Below are 14,438 nucleotides of genomic sequence, written 5' to 3'. Positions count from 1 at the left end.
CGTGGCCGTCGGGCATAGTCGGGTGATGACCGAGAATCGACCCGACTTGGCCGCGGCATTGGATCTGGCTCCGCACCCGGAAGGCGGCTGGTATCGGGAAACCTGGCGCAGCGCCGTGGAATTCGCCCCCGAGGGATATGCCGGATCGCGAGCGAGCGCGACCGGGATCTATTTCCTTCTGATGCCGGGAGAGCGGTCCGCCCCGCACACGGTCACCTCCGACGAGGTGTGGCTCTGGCACCGGGGCGGGCCGCTCGTGCTCGATATCGGCGGTGCCGAGGTGATACTCGGGCCCGACGTCGAGCGGGGGCAGGTGCTCCAGGCGGTGGTGCCGGGCGGGGTCAGCCAGGCGGCGTGGCCGTTGGGGGCGGACTACGCGCTGGTCAGTTGTATCGTCTCGCCCGGATTCGACTTCGCGGATTTCCGACTCGACTGAATATCCGGCCTCAGCGGTCATTCGCGCCGCGAACGGGCAGGATCCCGCGTTCCCGGCCGCAGAATGTCCGCTGCGACCGGGGTGCGCTCACCGGACTTCGATGACCCCCTCGTCCACCGCCCACTTGATGGTCTTCTCCAGATGCGGGCAGGAGTCGGGACGGCCGGGCGCATTGCCCTTGGCCGCCAGTTCGGCATAGACCGGGCAGTGGGCGGCGGGATTGTCCGTCCACTGCACCGAGGTCTGATGCGAGCTCGCCTTGCGCACCAGCACGCGACTGTGGCAGGTGTGACAGTTCAGCGGCGTGAGCCCGTCCTCCAGGTAGCGCTTCCTGTCGGCGACGGTCTGGGACTGCACTTCGGCTCGCCGCGCGGGCTGATCGGCGAAATCGGGTGCCTTGGCCCAGCTCGACGACATCAGACACTCGCCTCCTGGGCCGCGTCGGCCGCGTCGGATTCGGCCTTGCGTCGCAGATTCTCCGCGACCTCGGCCTCCCACGCCTCGTTGGCCTTGGTGGTGTCGACCTCGAATTCGAAACGCTGGGTCATCTTGTCGGTGACCTCGGCGAGGTCGACGTAGAACTGGTCGTACCAGCGGCGCAGCTGGTAGACGGGGCCGTCCTCCTCGCACAGCAGCGGATTCTCGACCTTGGACTTGTGCTTCCAGATCTCGACGTCCTGGAGGAAGCCGACGCTGATGCCCTCGGTCATCTTCGCCGCCAGTTTGTCGGCGGTCGGGCCGTCGACGCCCTGCGGCTTCTCCAGCGTGATCCCCCACTGGAGTACGAACGAATCCTGCGTCACCGGGTAGTGGCAGTTGATCAGGACGCTCTTGACCTCGTATCCGCTGTAGACATTGACCAGCGGGTTGATCATGTAGGAGGGTCCGAAATAGGACGCCTCCGATTTCAGCAGGGTGTCGCCGCTGTACTTGGACGCCATGCCGATATCGGGCCTGCCCTTGGTCTCCAGGAACTGGGTGGCGATATGACCTTCGAAGACGTTCTTGAAATAGGTCGGGAAGGCGAAGTGGATGTAGAAGAAGTGCGCCATGTCGACCACGTTGTCGATGATCTCGCGGCAGTTGGCGCCCTCGATCAGCATCGAATTCCAGGTCCAGTCCGTCCAGCCGCTGTCGAGTTGCTCGACCGGGCCGCCCTGCTCGTCGGTGTAGGGGCCGACGATATGCGGGATGGTGACCTCCGGCGGCGGCTGGCTGCCCTCGTGGTCGTGCCAGACGAACAGCTGACCGTTGCGTTCCAGCGTGGTCCATTTGCGGGTCCGCGCCAGCGGCGGCACCCGGCGCGCGTACGGAATCGCCGAGCATTTGCCGTTGGTGCCCGACCAGCGCCAGTCGTGGAACGGGCAGGCGATATCGTCGCCCTTCACCTCGCCCATCGACAGGTCGCCGCCCATATGCCTGCAATAGGCGTCGAGCACGCGCAGTTCGCCCTCGCTGTCGGCCCAGACCACGAGTTTGGTGCCGAAGACGCTCACCGCGTGCGGCTTGCCGTCCCGGAAGTTCTTGGCAAGGCCGATGCAGTGCCATCCCCGCGCATACCGGGTCGGCACCGAGCCGACATCCAGCTCGCGGACTTTCGCACCGCTCCCCTGTGGGGTAACCGCCATCGCGAATCCTCCTCCTTCTGTACTAGAACACGTTACAAAAATGTCGCGTTCGACGCCAGCGATTCCGCTCACTTCCAGCACATGTCCATGTTTTACCCGCGTGGAACACCGGTTCTCGACATAAATAAGAACCTGTTCTAGTCTCAGAGGCAAATGAGTACCGGTTACCAATCCGACCAGGCAGGAGCAGGTCCCGAGATGACGCAAGAAGTGACCGAACGGGTCGAAGCGCTGTTGCCGACGCTGCGCGAGAAGGCGCAGGAGGCCGAGGACCTGCGGCGGCTGCCCGACGAGACCGTCAAGGCGCTACAGGAGACCGGGTTCTTCCGGTTGTTGCAGCCCACCCAGTGGGGCGGCTACGCGGCCGATCCCGTCGTTTTCTACGACACCGTGCGCAAGATCGCGAGCGCGTGCGGTTCCACCGGATGGGTCGCGGGCATCATCGGCGTGCACAACTGGCATCTGGCGCTGTTCTCGCAGGAGGCGCAGCAGGACGTCTGGGGTGAGGACACCGAGGTCCGCATCTCCTCGTCCTACGCCCCGATGGGCGCTGGCGTGGTCACCGACGGCGGCTACACCGTCAACGGTTCGTGGGCCTGGTCCTCGGGATCCGACCACGCGGACTGGGTGGTCGTCGGCGGCCCGGTCATCAAGGACGGCAAGCCCGTCGACTTCGGCAGCTTCCTCATCCCCCGCTCCGAATACCGCATCGATGACGTCTGGAATGTGGTCGGCCTGCGCGGCACCGGCTCCAACACCATCGTGGTCGAGAACGTCTTCGTGCCGCGGCACCGCTTCCTCAGCTTCCGCGCGATGAGCGAACTGAAATCGCCCGGCCTGGAACAGAACACCGACCCGGTGTACAAGATGCCCTGGGGCACCATCCACCCCACCACCATCTCCACGCCCATCGTCGGCATGGCCTACGGCGCGTACGCCGCGCACGTGGAACACCAGGGCAAGCGCATCCGCGCCGCCTACGCCGGGGAGAAGGCCAAGGACGATCCGTTCGCCAAGGTCCGCATCGCGGAAGCCGCCAGCGATATCGACGCCGCGTGGCGTCAGCTCTCGGGCAATATCGCCGACGAGTACGCGCATATCGTCGCCGGTGAGGAAGTGCCTTTCGAGCTGCGGCTGCGCGCCAGGCGCGACCAGGTCCGCGCCACCGGACGCGCCATCGCCTCGATCGACAAGCTGTTCGAGAGCTCCGGCGCCACCGCGTTGGCCAACGGCACACCGCTACAGCGATTCTGGCGAGACGCCCACGCCGGGCGGGTGCACGCAGCCAACGATCCCGAACGCGCCTACACGGTCTTCGGCTCCGGCGAATTCGGCCTGCCGATCACCGACACCATGGTCTAGGAGGACCTTGTCGTGACCTCGACGGTGGAACTCACCTACGAATCCACTTCCAAGTACGCCCAGGTGCGTCCCGATCTCCGACTGCACTACCACGAGGCCGGGGTCGGCAACGGGCCGACGATCGTGCTGCTGCACGGCGGCGGCCCCGGCGCGTCCTCGTGGTCGAATTTCTCCCGCAACATTCCGGTGCTGGCGCGGAATTTCCACGTGCTCGCGGTGGACCAGCCCGGATTCGGGCGCTCGGACAAGCCGACCGAGCACCCGCAGTACTTCGTGCACAGCGCCTCGGCGCTGAAGGATCTGCTCGATCACCTCCGGATCACCGAACGTGTTCACCTGCTGGGCAATTCGCTCGGCGGCGGGGCCGCGGTGCGTTTCGCGCTCGACTACCCCGAACTCGCGGGCAAACTCGTGCTGATGGGTCCGGGCGGGCTCAGCGTGAACGTCTTCGCGCCCGACCCGACCGAGGGCGTGAAGAATCTGGCGAAGTTCAACTACGAACCGACCAGGGCGAATCTGGAAGCGTTCCTGCGGATCATGGTCTTCGACCAGTCGCTGATCACCGAGGAACTGATCGACGAACGCTTCGAATCGGCGCGGCAGCCCGAATCGTTGGCGGCGACCAGGGCCATGGGTAAATCGTTCTCCGGAGCCGATTTCGAACAGGGCATGCTCTGGCGCGACGCCTACAAACTGCGCCAGCCGGTGCTGTTGATCTGGGGCCGGGAGGACCGGGTCAACCCGCTCGACGGCGCGATCGTGGCCACCAAACTGTTGCCGAGGGTGCAACTGCACGTCTTCGGCGGCTGTGGACACTGGGCGCAGTTGGAGAAATTCGACGAATTCAACCGACTGGCCTCGGATTTCATCGCCGGTTCGCGCGGCAAGGAGCGATGATGGACCACGATCGCGCGGCGCTCGCGGGCACCGGCCGAGCGTCCGGCAACACTCAGGAGACGTGATGGGTATTCGATCACTGGGGTATCTGCGCATCGAGACCGCGAATATGGCGGCGTGGCGCGAATACGGGCTCAAAGTGCTCGGGATGGTCGCGGGCAACGGCACCGATCCCGAATCGCTGTATCTGCGGATGGACGAATTCCCGGCCCGGCTGGTCATCGTGCCGGGCGAACGGGAACGGCTACTGGTGTCCGGCTGGGAGACCGCGAACGCCGGTGAACTCCAGGATGTCCGGGATCGGCTCGACGCGGCGGGGGTGCCCTTCAAGGAGGGCACCGCGGCGGAGAAACTCGACCGGCGCGTCGACGGGTTGATCCGGTTCGAGGATCCCTCCGGCAATACGCTGGAAGCCTTCCACGGGGTCGCGCTCGAATCCCGACGCCTGGTCACCCCGTACGGGCACCGGTTCGTCACCGAGGAACAGGGTCTGGGCCACGTCGTCCTGAGCACCACCGACGACGCCGCCGCGCTGGTCTTCTACCGCGACGTCCTGGGCTTCCGGTTGCGCGATTCGATGCGGATGCCGCCGCAGATGGTCGGGCGTCCGGCCGACGGCGAACCGGCCTGGCTGCGGTTCTTCGGCTGCAACCCGCGCCATCATTCGCTGGCCTTCCTGCCGCTGCCGACCCCGAGCGGGATCGTGCACCTCATGCTGGAGGTCGAGAACGCCGACGACGTGGGTCTGGCGCTGGATCGCGCGCTGCGCAAGAAGGTTCCGATGTCGGCGACGCTCGGACGGCACGTCAACGACAAGATGCTGTCGTTCTACATGAAGACGCCCGGCGGTTTCGACGTCGAATTCGGTTGCGAGGGACTCGAAGTCGAGGACGATTCGTGGATCGCCAGGGAATCGACCGCCGTGAGCCTGTGGGGTCACGACTTCACGGTCGGCATGAAACCGCAATGACGGACGGGGTCGGCGAAACCGTGGCGGACCCGGCGGCGGGTCCGGTGATCGACGCGCGCCAGTTCCGGAACGTACTCGGCCAATTCTGCACCGGCATCACCGTGATCACCACGTTCGACGGCGATGGAACCCCCGTGGGGTTCGCGTGCCAGTCCTTCGCGGCGCTGTCGCTGGAACCGCCGCTCGTCCTGTTCTGCCCGACCAAGAACTCGCGGTCCTGGGCGGCGATCGAACGGTCGGGGCGGTTCTGCGTCAACGTCCTCGCCGAGGAACAGCAGCCGACCTGCGCCCGGTTCGGCTCCCGCGAACCCGATAAATTCGCCGGAATCCCGTGGCGCACCTCCGATTTGGAACTCCCGCTACTAGACGACGCGCTGGCCACCATCCAGTGCGTGGTCGACAGCGTGATCGACGGCGGTGACCACTACATCGTGATCGGCCGCGTGCAGGCCCTGTCGGAATCCACCGATTCCGGCAGACCCCTGCTGTTCTACCGAGGCCAGTACACCGCCATCGAACCGGACAAGACCACCCCGGCCCCCTGGCGAGCCGACCTGGACCACTTCCTCACCACCACCACCCTCGACACCTGGCTCTGACCACAGCGAACAGCCGCGCGCCACCGCGCGGCTGTTCGGCGTTCGGGGTCAGGCGGAGGCTGCGCGGAGGGCGAACCAGCCGGTGGTGGGGTCGGCGTAGCCGTGGTAGAGCAGGGGGATGCCCTGGTCGACGTCGAAGTGACGGTAGATGGCGAGCATGGCCTGGCGGACGGCGTAGTCCTGGAAGTCGTCGACGCGGCGGGGGCCGATGGGGTGTTCGGGGAGCAGGGACAGGCGGGCCATGTCGTCGGAGTCCGCGGTGTCGAGGCCGACCGGGATCGGGTCGTCGATGAGGTGGTCGTGCAGGATGGCGCGGGTGCGGTCGTAGTCGGGCAGGCGGGCGGACAGGGCGGGAAGGGCACGGAATTCGGCGCGGACCGAACTGTGCGGGTCGACCTGGGTCTGGATCAGGGTCATCAGATCCGGGCGCGGCATCGTCAGGCCCGCGCGCAGCGGTGTCTGTTCGAGGAGGTGCAGCATGCAGCCGCCGTGCACGAGTGGTTCGGGGACCAGGAATGCCGCCAGCACCGGATCGGCGTATTCGCGGCAGGTGAGACAGGCTTTCACCTGGGTCGGATCGGTCATGCTGATCTCCCTCCGGGAGGGGCGTCGATCGCTCGCTCCGACTCGCGGGCGACCACCGAGAGTATGCGTTGAGCGCCGAACGCGCGTACATCTCGCACCGCCCGACCAGATCTGCCCTGCCAGTATAGGGGCGCGGACACCCCCCGCGGCAGGTCCGGAAGACAACGATCAGGCGCGCGGACGCACGGTGACCTCGGCGCAGGTCGCGGCGTCGGGGGATTCCTCGGCCAGGAATACGGTCTGCGCCATCATCCGGAATCCGGACATCTGCTCGCGGAAGACCTCGATGGATTCCTCCGGGTGCACCGAATCGATCACCGCGTGCGGACCGAAGGCATTGAACTGATGACTCACCCCGCGCGGAATCTGCATATCCATGAAGGAACAGGGCGGCACGATCACGTTGTATCGGGGGCGGTGCACGCCGGGCCGGGTGTCGGGCAGATCGTCGATGAACCGTTCGGGGTGGAACGGGGTCACGCCTTCGACGTGATTCACCTCGAACGGTGACAGACTGCTGACCCGGATACGGGTGTCGGGACCGGTCATCATGCGCACGAAACGCAGGCCGGTGTGCAGGTGCATGCGCGAACAGATACCGCGTTCGCCGACATCGTAGAAATCCATCAGGTACCGGTCGGCGAAGAATCCGTCGAAGGGCTTCTCGATCATGTAGACATCGCCCTCCTCGAAGGTCTGCGAGCGGACGATCCCGTCGACATCGGGTGTGGTCGCGACGCGCAGGGTTTTCGCCTTCCTGACGATCTCGGCGAAGGTCTGCACGACCACGAGGGCGACCTCGGCGGGGAAGGTCGCGACGGGCGTCACGATATTGCGGCCCGCGTCTTCGAAGTCGGCCACCTCGTGGATCTCGTTCTCGTCGTCCGCGGTGTTCTTGATCCGGGGATCGGACATGGGGTGGTGGCTCCTCTCACGGACCGACGTCGAATGCTCGCAACCACAGTTCCAGCGAGAGCACCAGCCACAGTTTGCCGCCCTGACGTGGCAGCAGCGCGCCGTCCCCCCGCAACCAGGCCCGGATGGTGTCCTCGCGGAACAGTCCGCGAGCCCGCGCGGAGCGGCCGAGCAGCAGATCGTGGCCGAGGTCGCGCAGCGGACCGGCCAGCCACTGCTGCACCGGCACCCGCATTCCGCTCTTGGGGCGGTCGACGATGGTCGCGGGCAGCAGATCCCGGACCGCCTCCTTGAGAATCCATTTCTCGGTGGCGCCCGCGAGTTTGAAACGCGGCGGAACCCGGAATGCGTGGTCGATGACGGCGCGGTCGAACAGCGGCGCGCGTCCCTCCGATCCGCTTGCGGCGGTGAGCCGTTCGACCTTGGTGAGGATGTGGTGCGCGCCCTTGGTGCGCAGATTCGTGTGCAGCAGCTGGTTGAGCAGACTCGTCATCGCGCCCTGGGTGAGGGTGGGCGCGAGCAGGTCGGTCAGGGGCGGCGCGTCGGTGAGCGCGGCGAGCACATCGGGGTTGAGCAGGACCGGAAGGTCGCCGTAGCATTTGCGGTAACTGTCGAGGTAGGCGTGGGCCCTGGCGGTCGGATCCAGATCGTCGCGGGTGAGTTCGAAGATCAACATGGGCAGGTTCTTCGGACCACCGAAGACCGGATCGCCGCCCTCGCCGTTGAGCACGACCCGCGCGCCGTCGGCGGCCGCGGCTTCGGCGAGCAGCAGATTGGGGACCGTCAGCGGATCGCCGACCGGGCAGTCGAGCAGTGCCACCGTCTCGGCCAGCCGGGCCGCGACGGTCTCCCCCGGCACCGTCAGCACGCGATGCTCGGTATGGCAGTGCGCGGCGACGAGTCCGGAGTAGGCGAGTTCGTTGGGCGTGGTGCCGGTGAAGGCGATCGAATACGAACGCACCGTCTGATCGTGGTTCTTGGCGGCGAGTGCGGTGACCAGACTGCTGTCGATACCGCCCGAGAGCAGCACGCCGACCGGTTCGCCCACTGGCAGGCGTCGCACGGTGGCGTCCTCCAGCAGGGCGCGCAGGTCGAGCGCGTGCGCGGCGGCGGAACGGTCATCGGCGGCTTCGGCGGGCTCCCAATAGCTTTCCTCGACCGAGGTGCCGTCGGGACGCAGGCGGAGGCAGCGACCGGGAAGGGCCTCGTGGACGTCGCGGAAGAGGGTTTCCCGGCCGGGGAGGTAGGCGAAGGTGAGGAACGAGCGCACGGCGGGCAGGTGCAGGCCGGTGCGCAGCGCGGGCCAATCGGCCACGGCGCGAATCGAACCCGACGCGGCCCACGCGCGGCCCGCTCGGGCGTAGAAGAGAGTGCGGGTGCCGACGTGGTCGCGCAACAGCACGAGATCGGTGCCGTCGGCGACGGCGAGGACGAACATGCCGTCGGCGCGGGCGATTCCGGCGTTGCCGAAACGCGCGTACATCCGCAGCAGCAGTTCGCCGTCCGCGGCATCAGGAGGTGGCGCGTCGGCACCGAGCGCGGCGCGTAGTTTCGCGGCGTTGAGCAGGGTGACCGCGCCGACGGCGGTCAGCTCACCCGCGGTGAAATATCCGGCGGGCGCGCCGGATCCCGGGAGTAGCCCCAGGGCGTGACGATCGGTCACGGCGACCGGGTCGCCACCGACCGCACGGACGGACCCCGACGGATCGTCCGAGGTCAGGAACGCGCACCAGCGAGACATGGCTCTCCCCTAACCGAAATCGCCGCCGCCGTCATCGGAGTCGTCACCCCAGTCGCCGTAATCGTCGGAACCGCCGTCGGAACCGGAGGGTTGCGTCGCCGCCTGTCTGCGCAATTCGTCCTCCTCGGCCGCCGACATGAAATCCGGCGGCATGATCAGACCGCCGAGCAACGCGCCGCCCGCCACCGCGGCGAGGATCGCGCCGAGCCTGCCGCCGAAAGAGGAACGGTTGACGGTGAGCAGTCCGTCGCTCCACAGGGTGCGGCCGTACCCGGATTCCCTCCCGTACAGCACGGTCCCGTTGCTGAAGACGCGTTTCACCATGGTGCGGCCCAGCGGTTCGTCGATTCCGGAAGTGCCGCGGTCGTCTCGCCAGGACACCGTGGTGCCGGGCCCGCGCGAACGCCACTCCTGCCGACCGTCGGAATAGCGCCGGTGCACGGTGCCGTCGGTGAGCAGTTCATCGGAATAGGTGACTTGCCGTCGCACCGACATGAGCAGCCCCTTTCATGCGGTGGGCCAGGTCAGGAAACCGGTCGTGCGGACGCGGCCCCATTGCGTCCCGCTGCGCGGACGGACCTCGCGCACGAGGCGGTGCACGGTGCGCAGTAGCGAGGCCGGGCGGACCGCGGCGACCTCGACGTATCTGTTCCGGCGCAGCCACGCGCTTTCCCACGGGTCGACCGTGGATTCGAGATCTGCCTCGTTTCGCACCGGCAGGTGGGTCGAGTGCAGGGAACCCGCCTGACGGGGACGAAGTCCCAGCGGTACCACGCGCACTCCGTCGGGGATCGAGGTCAGCGCGCGCACGCGATCGGGGAAAGCCAGACCGTGGGCGCTCGCGTCGTGGAGCAGATACACGGCGGACCCTTCGACCAACTCAAGCATTCCCGCGACGCGCGGATCCAGCGGGAGTTCGGCGGCGCTCAGCACCGGACAGGCCGATTCCATCGGAACACCGTTGGCGCGCAACATCTGCGCGATGTCGTCGGATTCGCAGATCAGCAGGCGGGGCAGGCCGTAGTCGAACAGATCCGGTTCCGGGGTGTGCCGACCTGCGGGGCGGGGGCGAGCCGGTCGCGGTGTCAGCAGACCGGGGATCGGGCGGTGCGCGCGCAGCGCGGTGCGGAAGTCGTCGTAGTTGACGGGGGCGGCGACGGTGAAGGCGGGACGCCGGAGTCCGCGCGGCACCGGAAGCAGCACGCGGCAGACCTCGTAGTAGAGCTGACGTTCGGTGAATCGGATATCGCTCGGCGCACCCGCGCGGAGGGCGGCGACGCGCAGCGCCCGGCCGAGCACCTGCGCTTTCACCCGGTCGGCCACGTAAGGAAACCTACCGCGCGGGCGCGCTGACGATCCGGGTCGGAGGCTTCCTCGACCCGGCGCATCGCGCTGTCCAGCGCCGCGAGCAATTTGGCGGGCGGTACCGCGGCCAGCGGTGACCACCAGCCGTCGGCGAGCCAGGCGGTCTCGGCCTCCGACAGCGGTTCGCCGCGCAGTCGTGACACGTCGGTCGCCGACGGCTGCCCGTCACGCAGGCACAACGCTTTCGGTTTGCCGATCAGCGCCCGAGGAGCCAGACCGACCGGAACGGCCCGCGAGCCGAGCGCGGCGCGTGCCTCGCTCGCGAAGGCGATACCGGGCACGCTCGCGTCGTGCAGCACCAGGACCGGCACGCTCGGCGGCAGCCGATCGATCCGATTCGACAGCGCCATTCCCCAGGTCTGGGACACATTGTTGGCCGAAAGGCAGGTGAGCACATGGCGATCCGAGCACAGCACCGCGATCCTGGGGCTCGCCGGGGGCGGCGGCATATCGGCGCGCTCGTTCACCGAGCCGGGCGGCGGGTAGCCGTAGACCTGCAACCACCGGCCGACAACCTCCTTGTGGAACCGGTCGTAGGGCACCGGCATCCGCACCGGGGCCCGACGCAGGTATCGAGGGCGGAGCGCGGTCAGCAGCAGGTTCACCAGTATCAGCGCGCCGACACCGACACCGATGACGACCAGCACGGGGAACAGACCGGTCAGCGCGAGGACGAAGGTGGCGATACCGATCGGCACCGACAGCAGGAACCGCCGCCCGAGGTATTTCGCGCGCAGATCCGGCAGTTTCCTGCGCGAGGCCGCGTACCAGAGCTGCGGCGTCGTGTACCGCAGATTCCGCCCGTCCCCGAGCCGCTCGGCCAGCTTGCGCACGCGGATGTCGTGCAGGCCGAGCACACTTTCCTTCGGTTCCAGCGCGAACACCCGGCGGCATTTCGAACACCGCCGGTCACCGCGCTCCCGGCGCAGCAGGTTCTGGCTACAGTGCGGACAGATCATCTGTCATCCATCCGCACACGCCACGGCCCCGCCGCCGACGAAACTGGATCCTCACAGGTACGGCATACCCGATCAGCCCCGATCGCGCGACCGCAGTGCGTGAACCGCCGATAACACCCCGGACAATTCCCGGCGACTCCGGCCGATCAGGCGTTGGCGGACTGTTCGCGTCGCAATTCCAGGGCGATGTCGATGAGTTGGTCCTCCTGGCCGCCGACGAGTTTGCGTTTGCCCGCGCGGACGAGCATTTCGGCGGCCGAGACGCCGTAGCGTTCGGCTTGACGTTCGGCGTGCTTGAGGAAGCTGGAGTAGACGCCCGCGTAACCCATCATCAGGGCTTGGCGGTCGAGCAGGCATTCCTGGGGCATGACCGGGCGGACCACGTCCTCGGCGGCGTCGGCGATGGCGAAGAAATCGATACCGGTCTTGACGCCGATCTTGTCGCAGACTCCGACGAAGGCTTCGACGGGAGTGTTACCCGCGCCCGCGCCGAAACGGCGTGCGCTGCCGTCGATCTGCTTGGCCCCGGCACGCACCGCGTACACCGAATTCGCCACGGCCAGATCGAGGTTCTCGTGGCCGTGGAAACCGACCTGGGCGTCGTCGCCGAGTTCGGCGACCAACGCCGAGACGCGGTCGGAGACTTCGTCGAGTACCAGCGCGCCCGCCGAATCCACCACGTAGACGCACTGGCAGCCCGCGTCGGCCATGATGCGGGCCTGTTTCGCCAGCGCCTCGGGCGGCTGGGTGTGCGACATCATCAGGAAGCCGACGGTTTCCAGACCGAGTTCGCGAGCCAGGCCGAAATGCTGGATGGAGACGTCGGCTTCGGTGCAGTGCGTGGCGATGCGGCAGATGGAGGCGCCGTTGTCCTGGGAGATCTTGATGTCCTCCTTGACGCCGACGCCGGGCAGCATGAGGACGGCGATCTTGGCCTGTTTCGCGGTCTCGGCCGCGATCTTGACCAGTTCCTGTTCGGGGGTCTTGGAGAACCCGTAGTTGAACGAGGAGCCGCCGAGTCCGTCACCGTGGGTGACCTCGATGACGGGCACGCCCGCGCTGTCGAGCGCGGCGACGATATTGCGCACGTCCTCGCCGGTGAACTGGTGACGCTTGTGATGGGATCCGTCGCGCAACGAGGTATCGGTGACGCGGACGTCGAATTCGGTCCAGAGGGTCATGGTGAAAGCTCCTATACCCGAGCCGAGACGATATGTTGTGCCATGACCTCGCCCACCTGGGTGGCCGCGGCGGTCATGATGTCGAGATTGCCCGCGTAGGGCGGCAGGAAATCACCCGCGCCCTCGACCTCGACGAAGACCGAGACCTTCGCCATACCACCGGAGATCACCGACGGCGGATCGAATTGCGGGTCGTTGAGCAGCCGGTAGCCCGGCACGTACTGCTGGATGTCGGCCACCATGCGGTGCACGGATTCGGCGATGGCGTCGGTGTCGGCGTCCTCGGGAATCGCGCAGAAGATGGTGTCGCGCATGATCATCGGCGGGTCGGCCGGATTCAGGATGATGATCGCCTTACCGCGTTCGGCTCCGCCGATGGTCTCGACGCCGCGCGAAGTGGTCTTGGTGAACTCGTCGATATTGGCGCGGGTGCCGGGCCCGGCCGACACCGAGGCGACCGACGCCACGATCTCGGCGTACGGCACGGCGACGACCCGGGAGACGGCGGCCACGATCGGAATGGTTGCCTGCCCGCCGCAGGTGATCATGTTGACGTTCGCGGCGTCGATATTGCCGCCGAGATTCACCGGCGGCACCACGGCGGGGCCGACGGCGGCGGGGGTGAGATCGACGGCCCGGATACCGGCTTCGGCGTAGCGGGGCGCGGCGGCCCGGTGCACATAGGCCGAGGTGGCCTCGAAGACCAGGTCGGGCAGTTCGGGCTGGGCGAGCAACCAGTCGACGCCTTCGTGCGAGGTTTCCAGTCCGAGACCGGCGGCCCGCTTCAAACCCTCGCTCTCCGGGTCGATCCCGATCATCCAGCGCGGCTCGATCTTCTCGGAGCGGAGCAGTTTGTAGAGCAGATCGGTACTGATATTGCCGGACCCGACGATCGCGGCGGTGACGGTCCCGTGATCGGACACGATTGGCCTCCTAGGGGTGGCAGCCGGCGGAGCCGGCGGGGCGGGTGTGGGGGCGGGTGGCGGCCGGCGGAGCCGGCGGGGTGGGTGGTCTCTAGGTGAATTGCAGTCGGACGGAGCCGAGTCCGGCGAAGTCGGCGTGGAAACTGTCGCCGGGGCGGACATCGATCGCGCGCGTGCACGACCCTGGCAGCACGATGTCGCCCGCTTTCAGCCGCACGCCGAAGGAGGCGACCTTGCGGGCCAGCCACGCGACCGCGATGACCGGATCACCGAGTACCGCGTCGCTGCGGCCTTCGGCGACGACTTCGCCGTTGCGGGTGAGCACCGCGTCGATCGCCTTGATATCGATATCCTTCGGCACGACGCGTTCGCGGCCGAGGACGAAACCGGCGGAGGAGGCGTTATCGGAGATGGTGTCGCACAGGCCGATATTCCAGTCCTTGATGCGCGAGTCGATCAGTTCGATCGCGGGCGCGTAGGCGACGGTCGCGGCGAGCACGTCCTGTTCGGTGCAGTCCGCGCCGGGCAGGTCGGCGCCGAGCACGAAACCGACCTCGACCTCCACCCGGGGGAACAGGTAGCGCCCGGTGTCGACCGGCGCTTCCTCGAAGACCTCCATATCGGCGAGCAGATGACCGTAATCGGGTTCGTCGACGCCCATCATCTGCTGCATCGCCTTCGAGGACAGGCCGACCTTGTGGCCGACCACTTCGGCGCCAGCGGCGAGTTTGCGCCGGATATTGATGAGCTGGATCTCGTAGGCATCGACGACGTCGATATCGGGATGTCGATCGACCAGCTTGTCGATGGCGACGCGTTCGCGTTCGGCGACATCGAGTTCCTCGGCAAGTTGGATCCGTACCGCGTCGGACAGCAC

16 protein-coding genes are annotated in these 14,438 nt (G+C 67.3%); 5 read left to right on the top strand and 11 right to left on the bottom strand.

What is annotated here, in order from left to right:
* The first annotated feature begins 25 nt into the window (after positions 1–25).
* On the top strand, positions 26–436 hold the full coding sequence (locus tag DAT37_RS13910; RefSeq protein WP_109525144.1) for a cupin domain-containing protein: 411 nt from the start codon (positions 26–28) through the stop codon (positions 434–436).
* Between the two features lie 87 nt (positions 437–523).
* Here DAT37_RS13910 and DAT37_RS13905 read toward each other — a convergent pair whose 3' ends face one another.
* Together DAT37_RS13905 and DAT37_RS13900 are read right to left on the bottom strand one after the other, a co-directional pair.
* Complete coding sequence (locus DAT37_RS13905) at positions 524–853, bottom strand: hypothetical protein (RefSeq protein ID WP_109525143.1); 330 nt, start codon at positions 851–853, stop codon at positions 524–526.
* A complete protein-coding gene (locus tag DAT37_RS13900) occupies positions 853–2,064 on the bottom strand; it encodes a Rieske 2Fe-2S domain-containing protein (RefSeq protein ID WP_109525142.1) in 1,212 nt (403 codons plus the stop codon). The genes DAT37_RS13905 and DAT37_RS13900 overlap by 1 nt, the downstream gene beginning before the upstream one ends.
* A 198-nt stretch (positions 2,065–2,262) precedes the next feature.
* On the opposite strand from DAT37_RS13900, the gene hsaA reads away from it, so the two are divergent.
* The 4 genes from hsaA (at position 2,263) to hsaB (ending at position 5,892) form a co-directional block, all read left to right on the top strand.
* On the top strand, positions 2,263–3,426 hold the full coding sequence (hsaA, locus tag DAT37_RS13895; protein ID WP_109525141.1) for a 3-hydroxy-9,10-secoandrosta-1,3,5(10)-triene-9,17-dione monooxygenase oxygenase subunit: 1,164 nt from the start codon (positions 2,263–2,265) through the stop codon (positions 3,424–3,426).
* Positions 3,427–3,438: 12 nt separating this feature from the next.
* Positions 3,439–4,323 (top strand): 4,5:9,10-diseco-3-hydroxy-5,9,17-trioxoandrosta-1(10),2-diene-4-oate hydrolase, encoded by an 885-nt coding sequence (gene hsaD / locus DAT37_RS13890; protein WP_109525140.1) that lies wholly within the window; start codon positions 3,439–3,441, stop codon positions 4,321–4,323.
* A gap of 64 nt (positions 4,324–4,387) precedes the next feature.
* Positions 4,388–5,293 (top strand): iron-dependent extradiol dioxygenase HsaC, encoded by a 906-nt coding sequence (gene hsaC, locus DAT37_RS13885; protein ID WP_109525139.1) that lies wholly within the window; start codon positions 4,388–4,390, stop codon positions 5,291–5,293.
* Positions 5,290–5,892: a 3-hydroxy-9,10-secoandrosta-1,3,5(10)-triene-9,17-dione monooxygenase reductase subunit gene (gene hsaB / locus DAT37_RS13880; RefSeq protein WP_109525138.1), complete on the top strand. Its 603-nt coding sequence runs from the start codon at positions 5,290–5,292 to the stop codon at positions 5,890–5,892. Before hsaC ends, hsaB begins: the two co-directional genes overlap by 4 nt.
* 48 nt (positions 5,893–5,940) lie before the next feature.
* On the opposite strand, the gene DAT37_RS13875 is transcribed toward hsaB, so the two are convergent.
* The 9 genes from DAT37_RS13875 to DAT37_RS13835 all read right to left on the bottom strand — a co-directional run bounded on the left by DAT37_RS13875 (position 5,941) and on the right by DAT37_RS13835 (position 14,438).
* Entirely contained in the window at positions 5,941–6,477 is a 537-nt protein-coding gene (locus tag DAT37_RS13875) for a hypothetical protein (RefSeq protein ID WP_109525137.1), read from the bottom strand.
* A gap of 168 nt (positions 6,478–6,645) precedes the next feature.
* Entirely contained in the window at positions 6,646–7,392 is a 747-nt protein-coding gene (locus tag DAT37_RS13870; RefSeq protein WP_109525136.1) for a hypothetical protein, read from the bottom strand.
* 16 nt (positions 7,393–7,408) lie between these two features.
* Complete coding sequence (locus DAT37_RS13865) at positions 7,409–9,133, bottom strand: asparagine synthetase B family protein (RefSeq protein ID WP_109525135.1); 1,725 nt, start codon at positions 9,131–9,133, stop codon at positions 7,409–7,411.
* A gap of 9 nt (positions 9,134–9,142) precedes the next feature.
* Entirely contained in the window at positions 9,143–9,628 is a 486-nt protein-coding gene (locus DAT37_RS13860; RefSeq protein ID WP_109525134.1) for a hypothetical protein, read from the bottom strand.
* A 12-nt stretch (positions 9,629–9,640) separates the two neighbouring features.
* The gene (locus tag DAT37_RS13855) at positions 9,641–10,456 is read right to left on the bottom strand and encodes a hypothetical protein (RefSeq protein ID WP_232839738.1); all 816 of its coding nucleotides are present in this window, start codon (positions 10,454–10,456) and stop codon (positions 9,641–9,643) included.
* Complete coding sequence (locus DAT37_RS13850; protein WP_157978483.1) at positions 10,441–11,457, bottom strand: hypothetical protein; 1,017 nt, start codon at positions 11,455–11,457, stop codon at positions 10,441–10,443. The genes DAT37_RS13855 and DAT37_RS13850 overlap by 16 nt, the downstream gene beginning before the upstream one ends.
* Positions 11,458–11,603: 146 nt before the next feature.
* Entirely contained in the window at positions 11,604–12,638 is a 1,035-nt protein-coding gene (gene dmpG, locus DAT37_RS13845) for a 4-hydroxy-2-oxovalerate aldolase (RefSeq protein WP_109525132.1), read from the bottom strand.
* A gap of 11 nt (positions 12,639–12,649) precedes the next feature.
* Positions 12,650–13,561 carry an acetaldehyde dehydrogenase (acetylating) gene (locus DAT37_RS13840; RefSeq protein WP_109525131.1) on the bottom strand — a complete coding sequence of 304 codons (912 nt, stop codon included), beginning with the start codon at positions 13,559–13,561 and terminating at the stop codon, positions 12,650–12,652.
* A gap of 91 nt (positions 13,562–13,652) precedes the next feature.
* Positions 13,653–14,438: a 2-keto-4-pentenoate hydratase gene (locus DAT37_RS13835; protein ID WP_109525130.1), complete on the bottom strand. Its 786-nt coding sequence runs from the start codon at positions 14,436–14,438 to the stop codon at positions 13,653–13,655.

The organism is Nocardia aurea, assembly GCF_003123685.1.
Classification (GTDB): domain Bacteria; phylum Actinomycetota; class Actinomycetes; order Mycobacteriales; family Mycobacteriaceae; genus Nocardia; species Nocardia aurea.
Note: the sequence above shows the minus strand (reverse complement) of the source record. Positions and strands in the feature narration are given on the sequence as shown.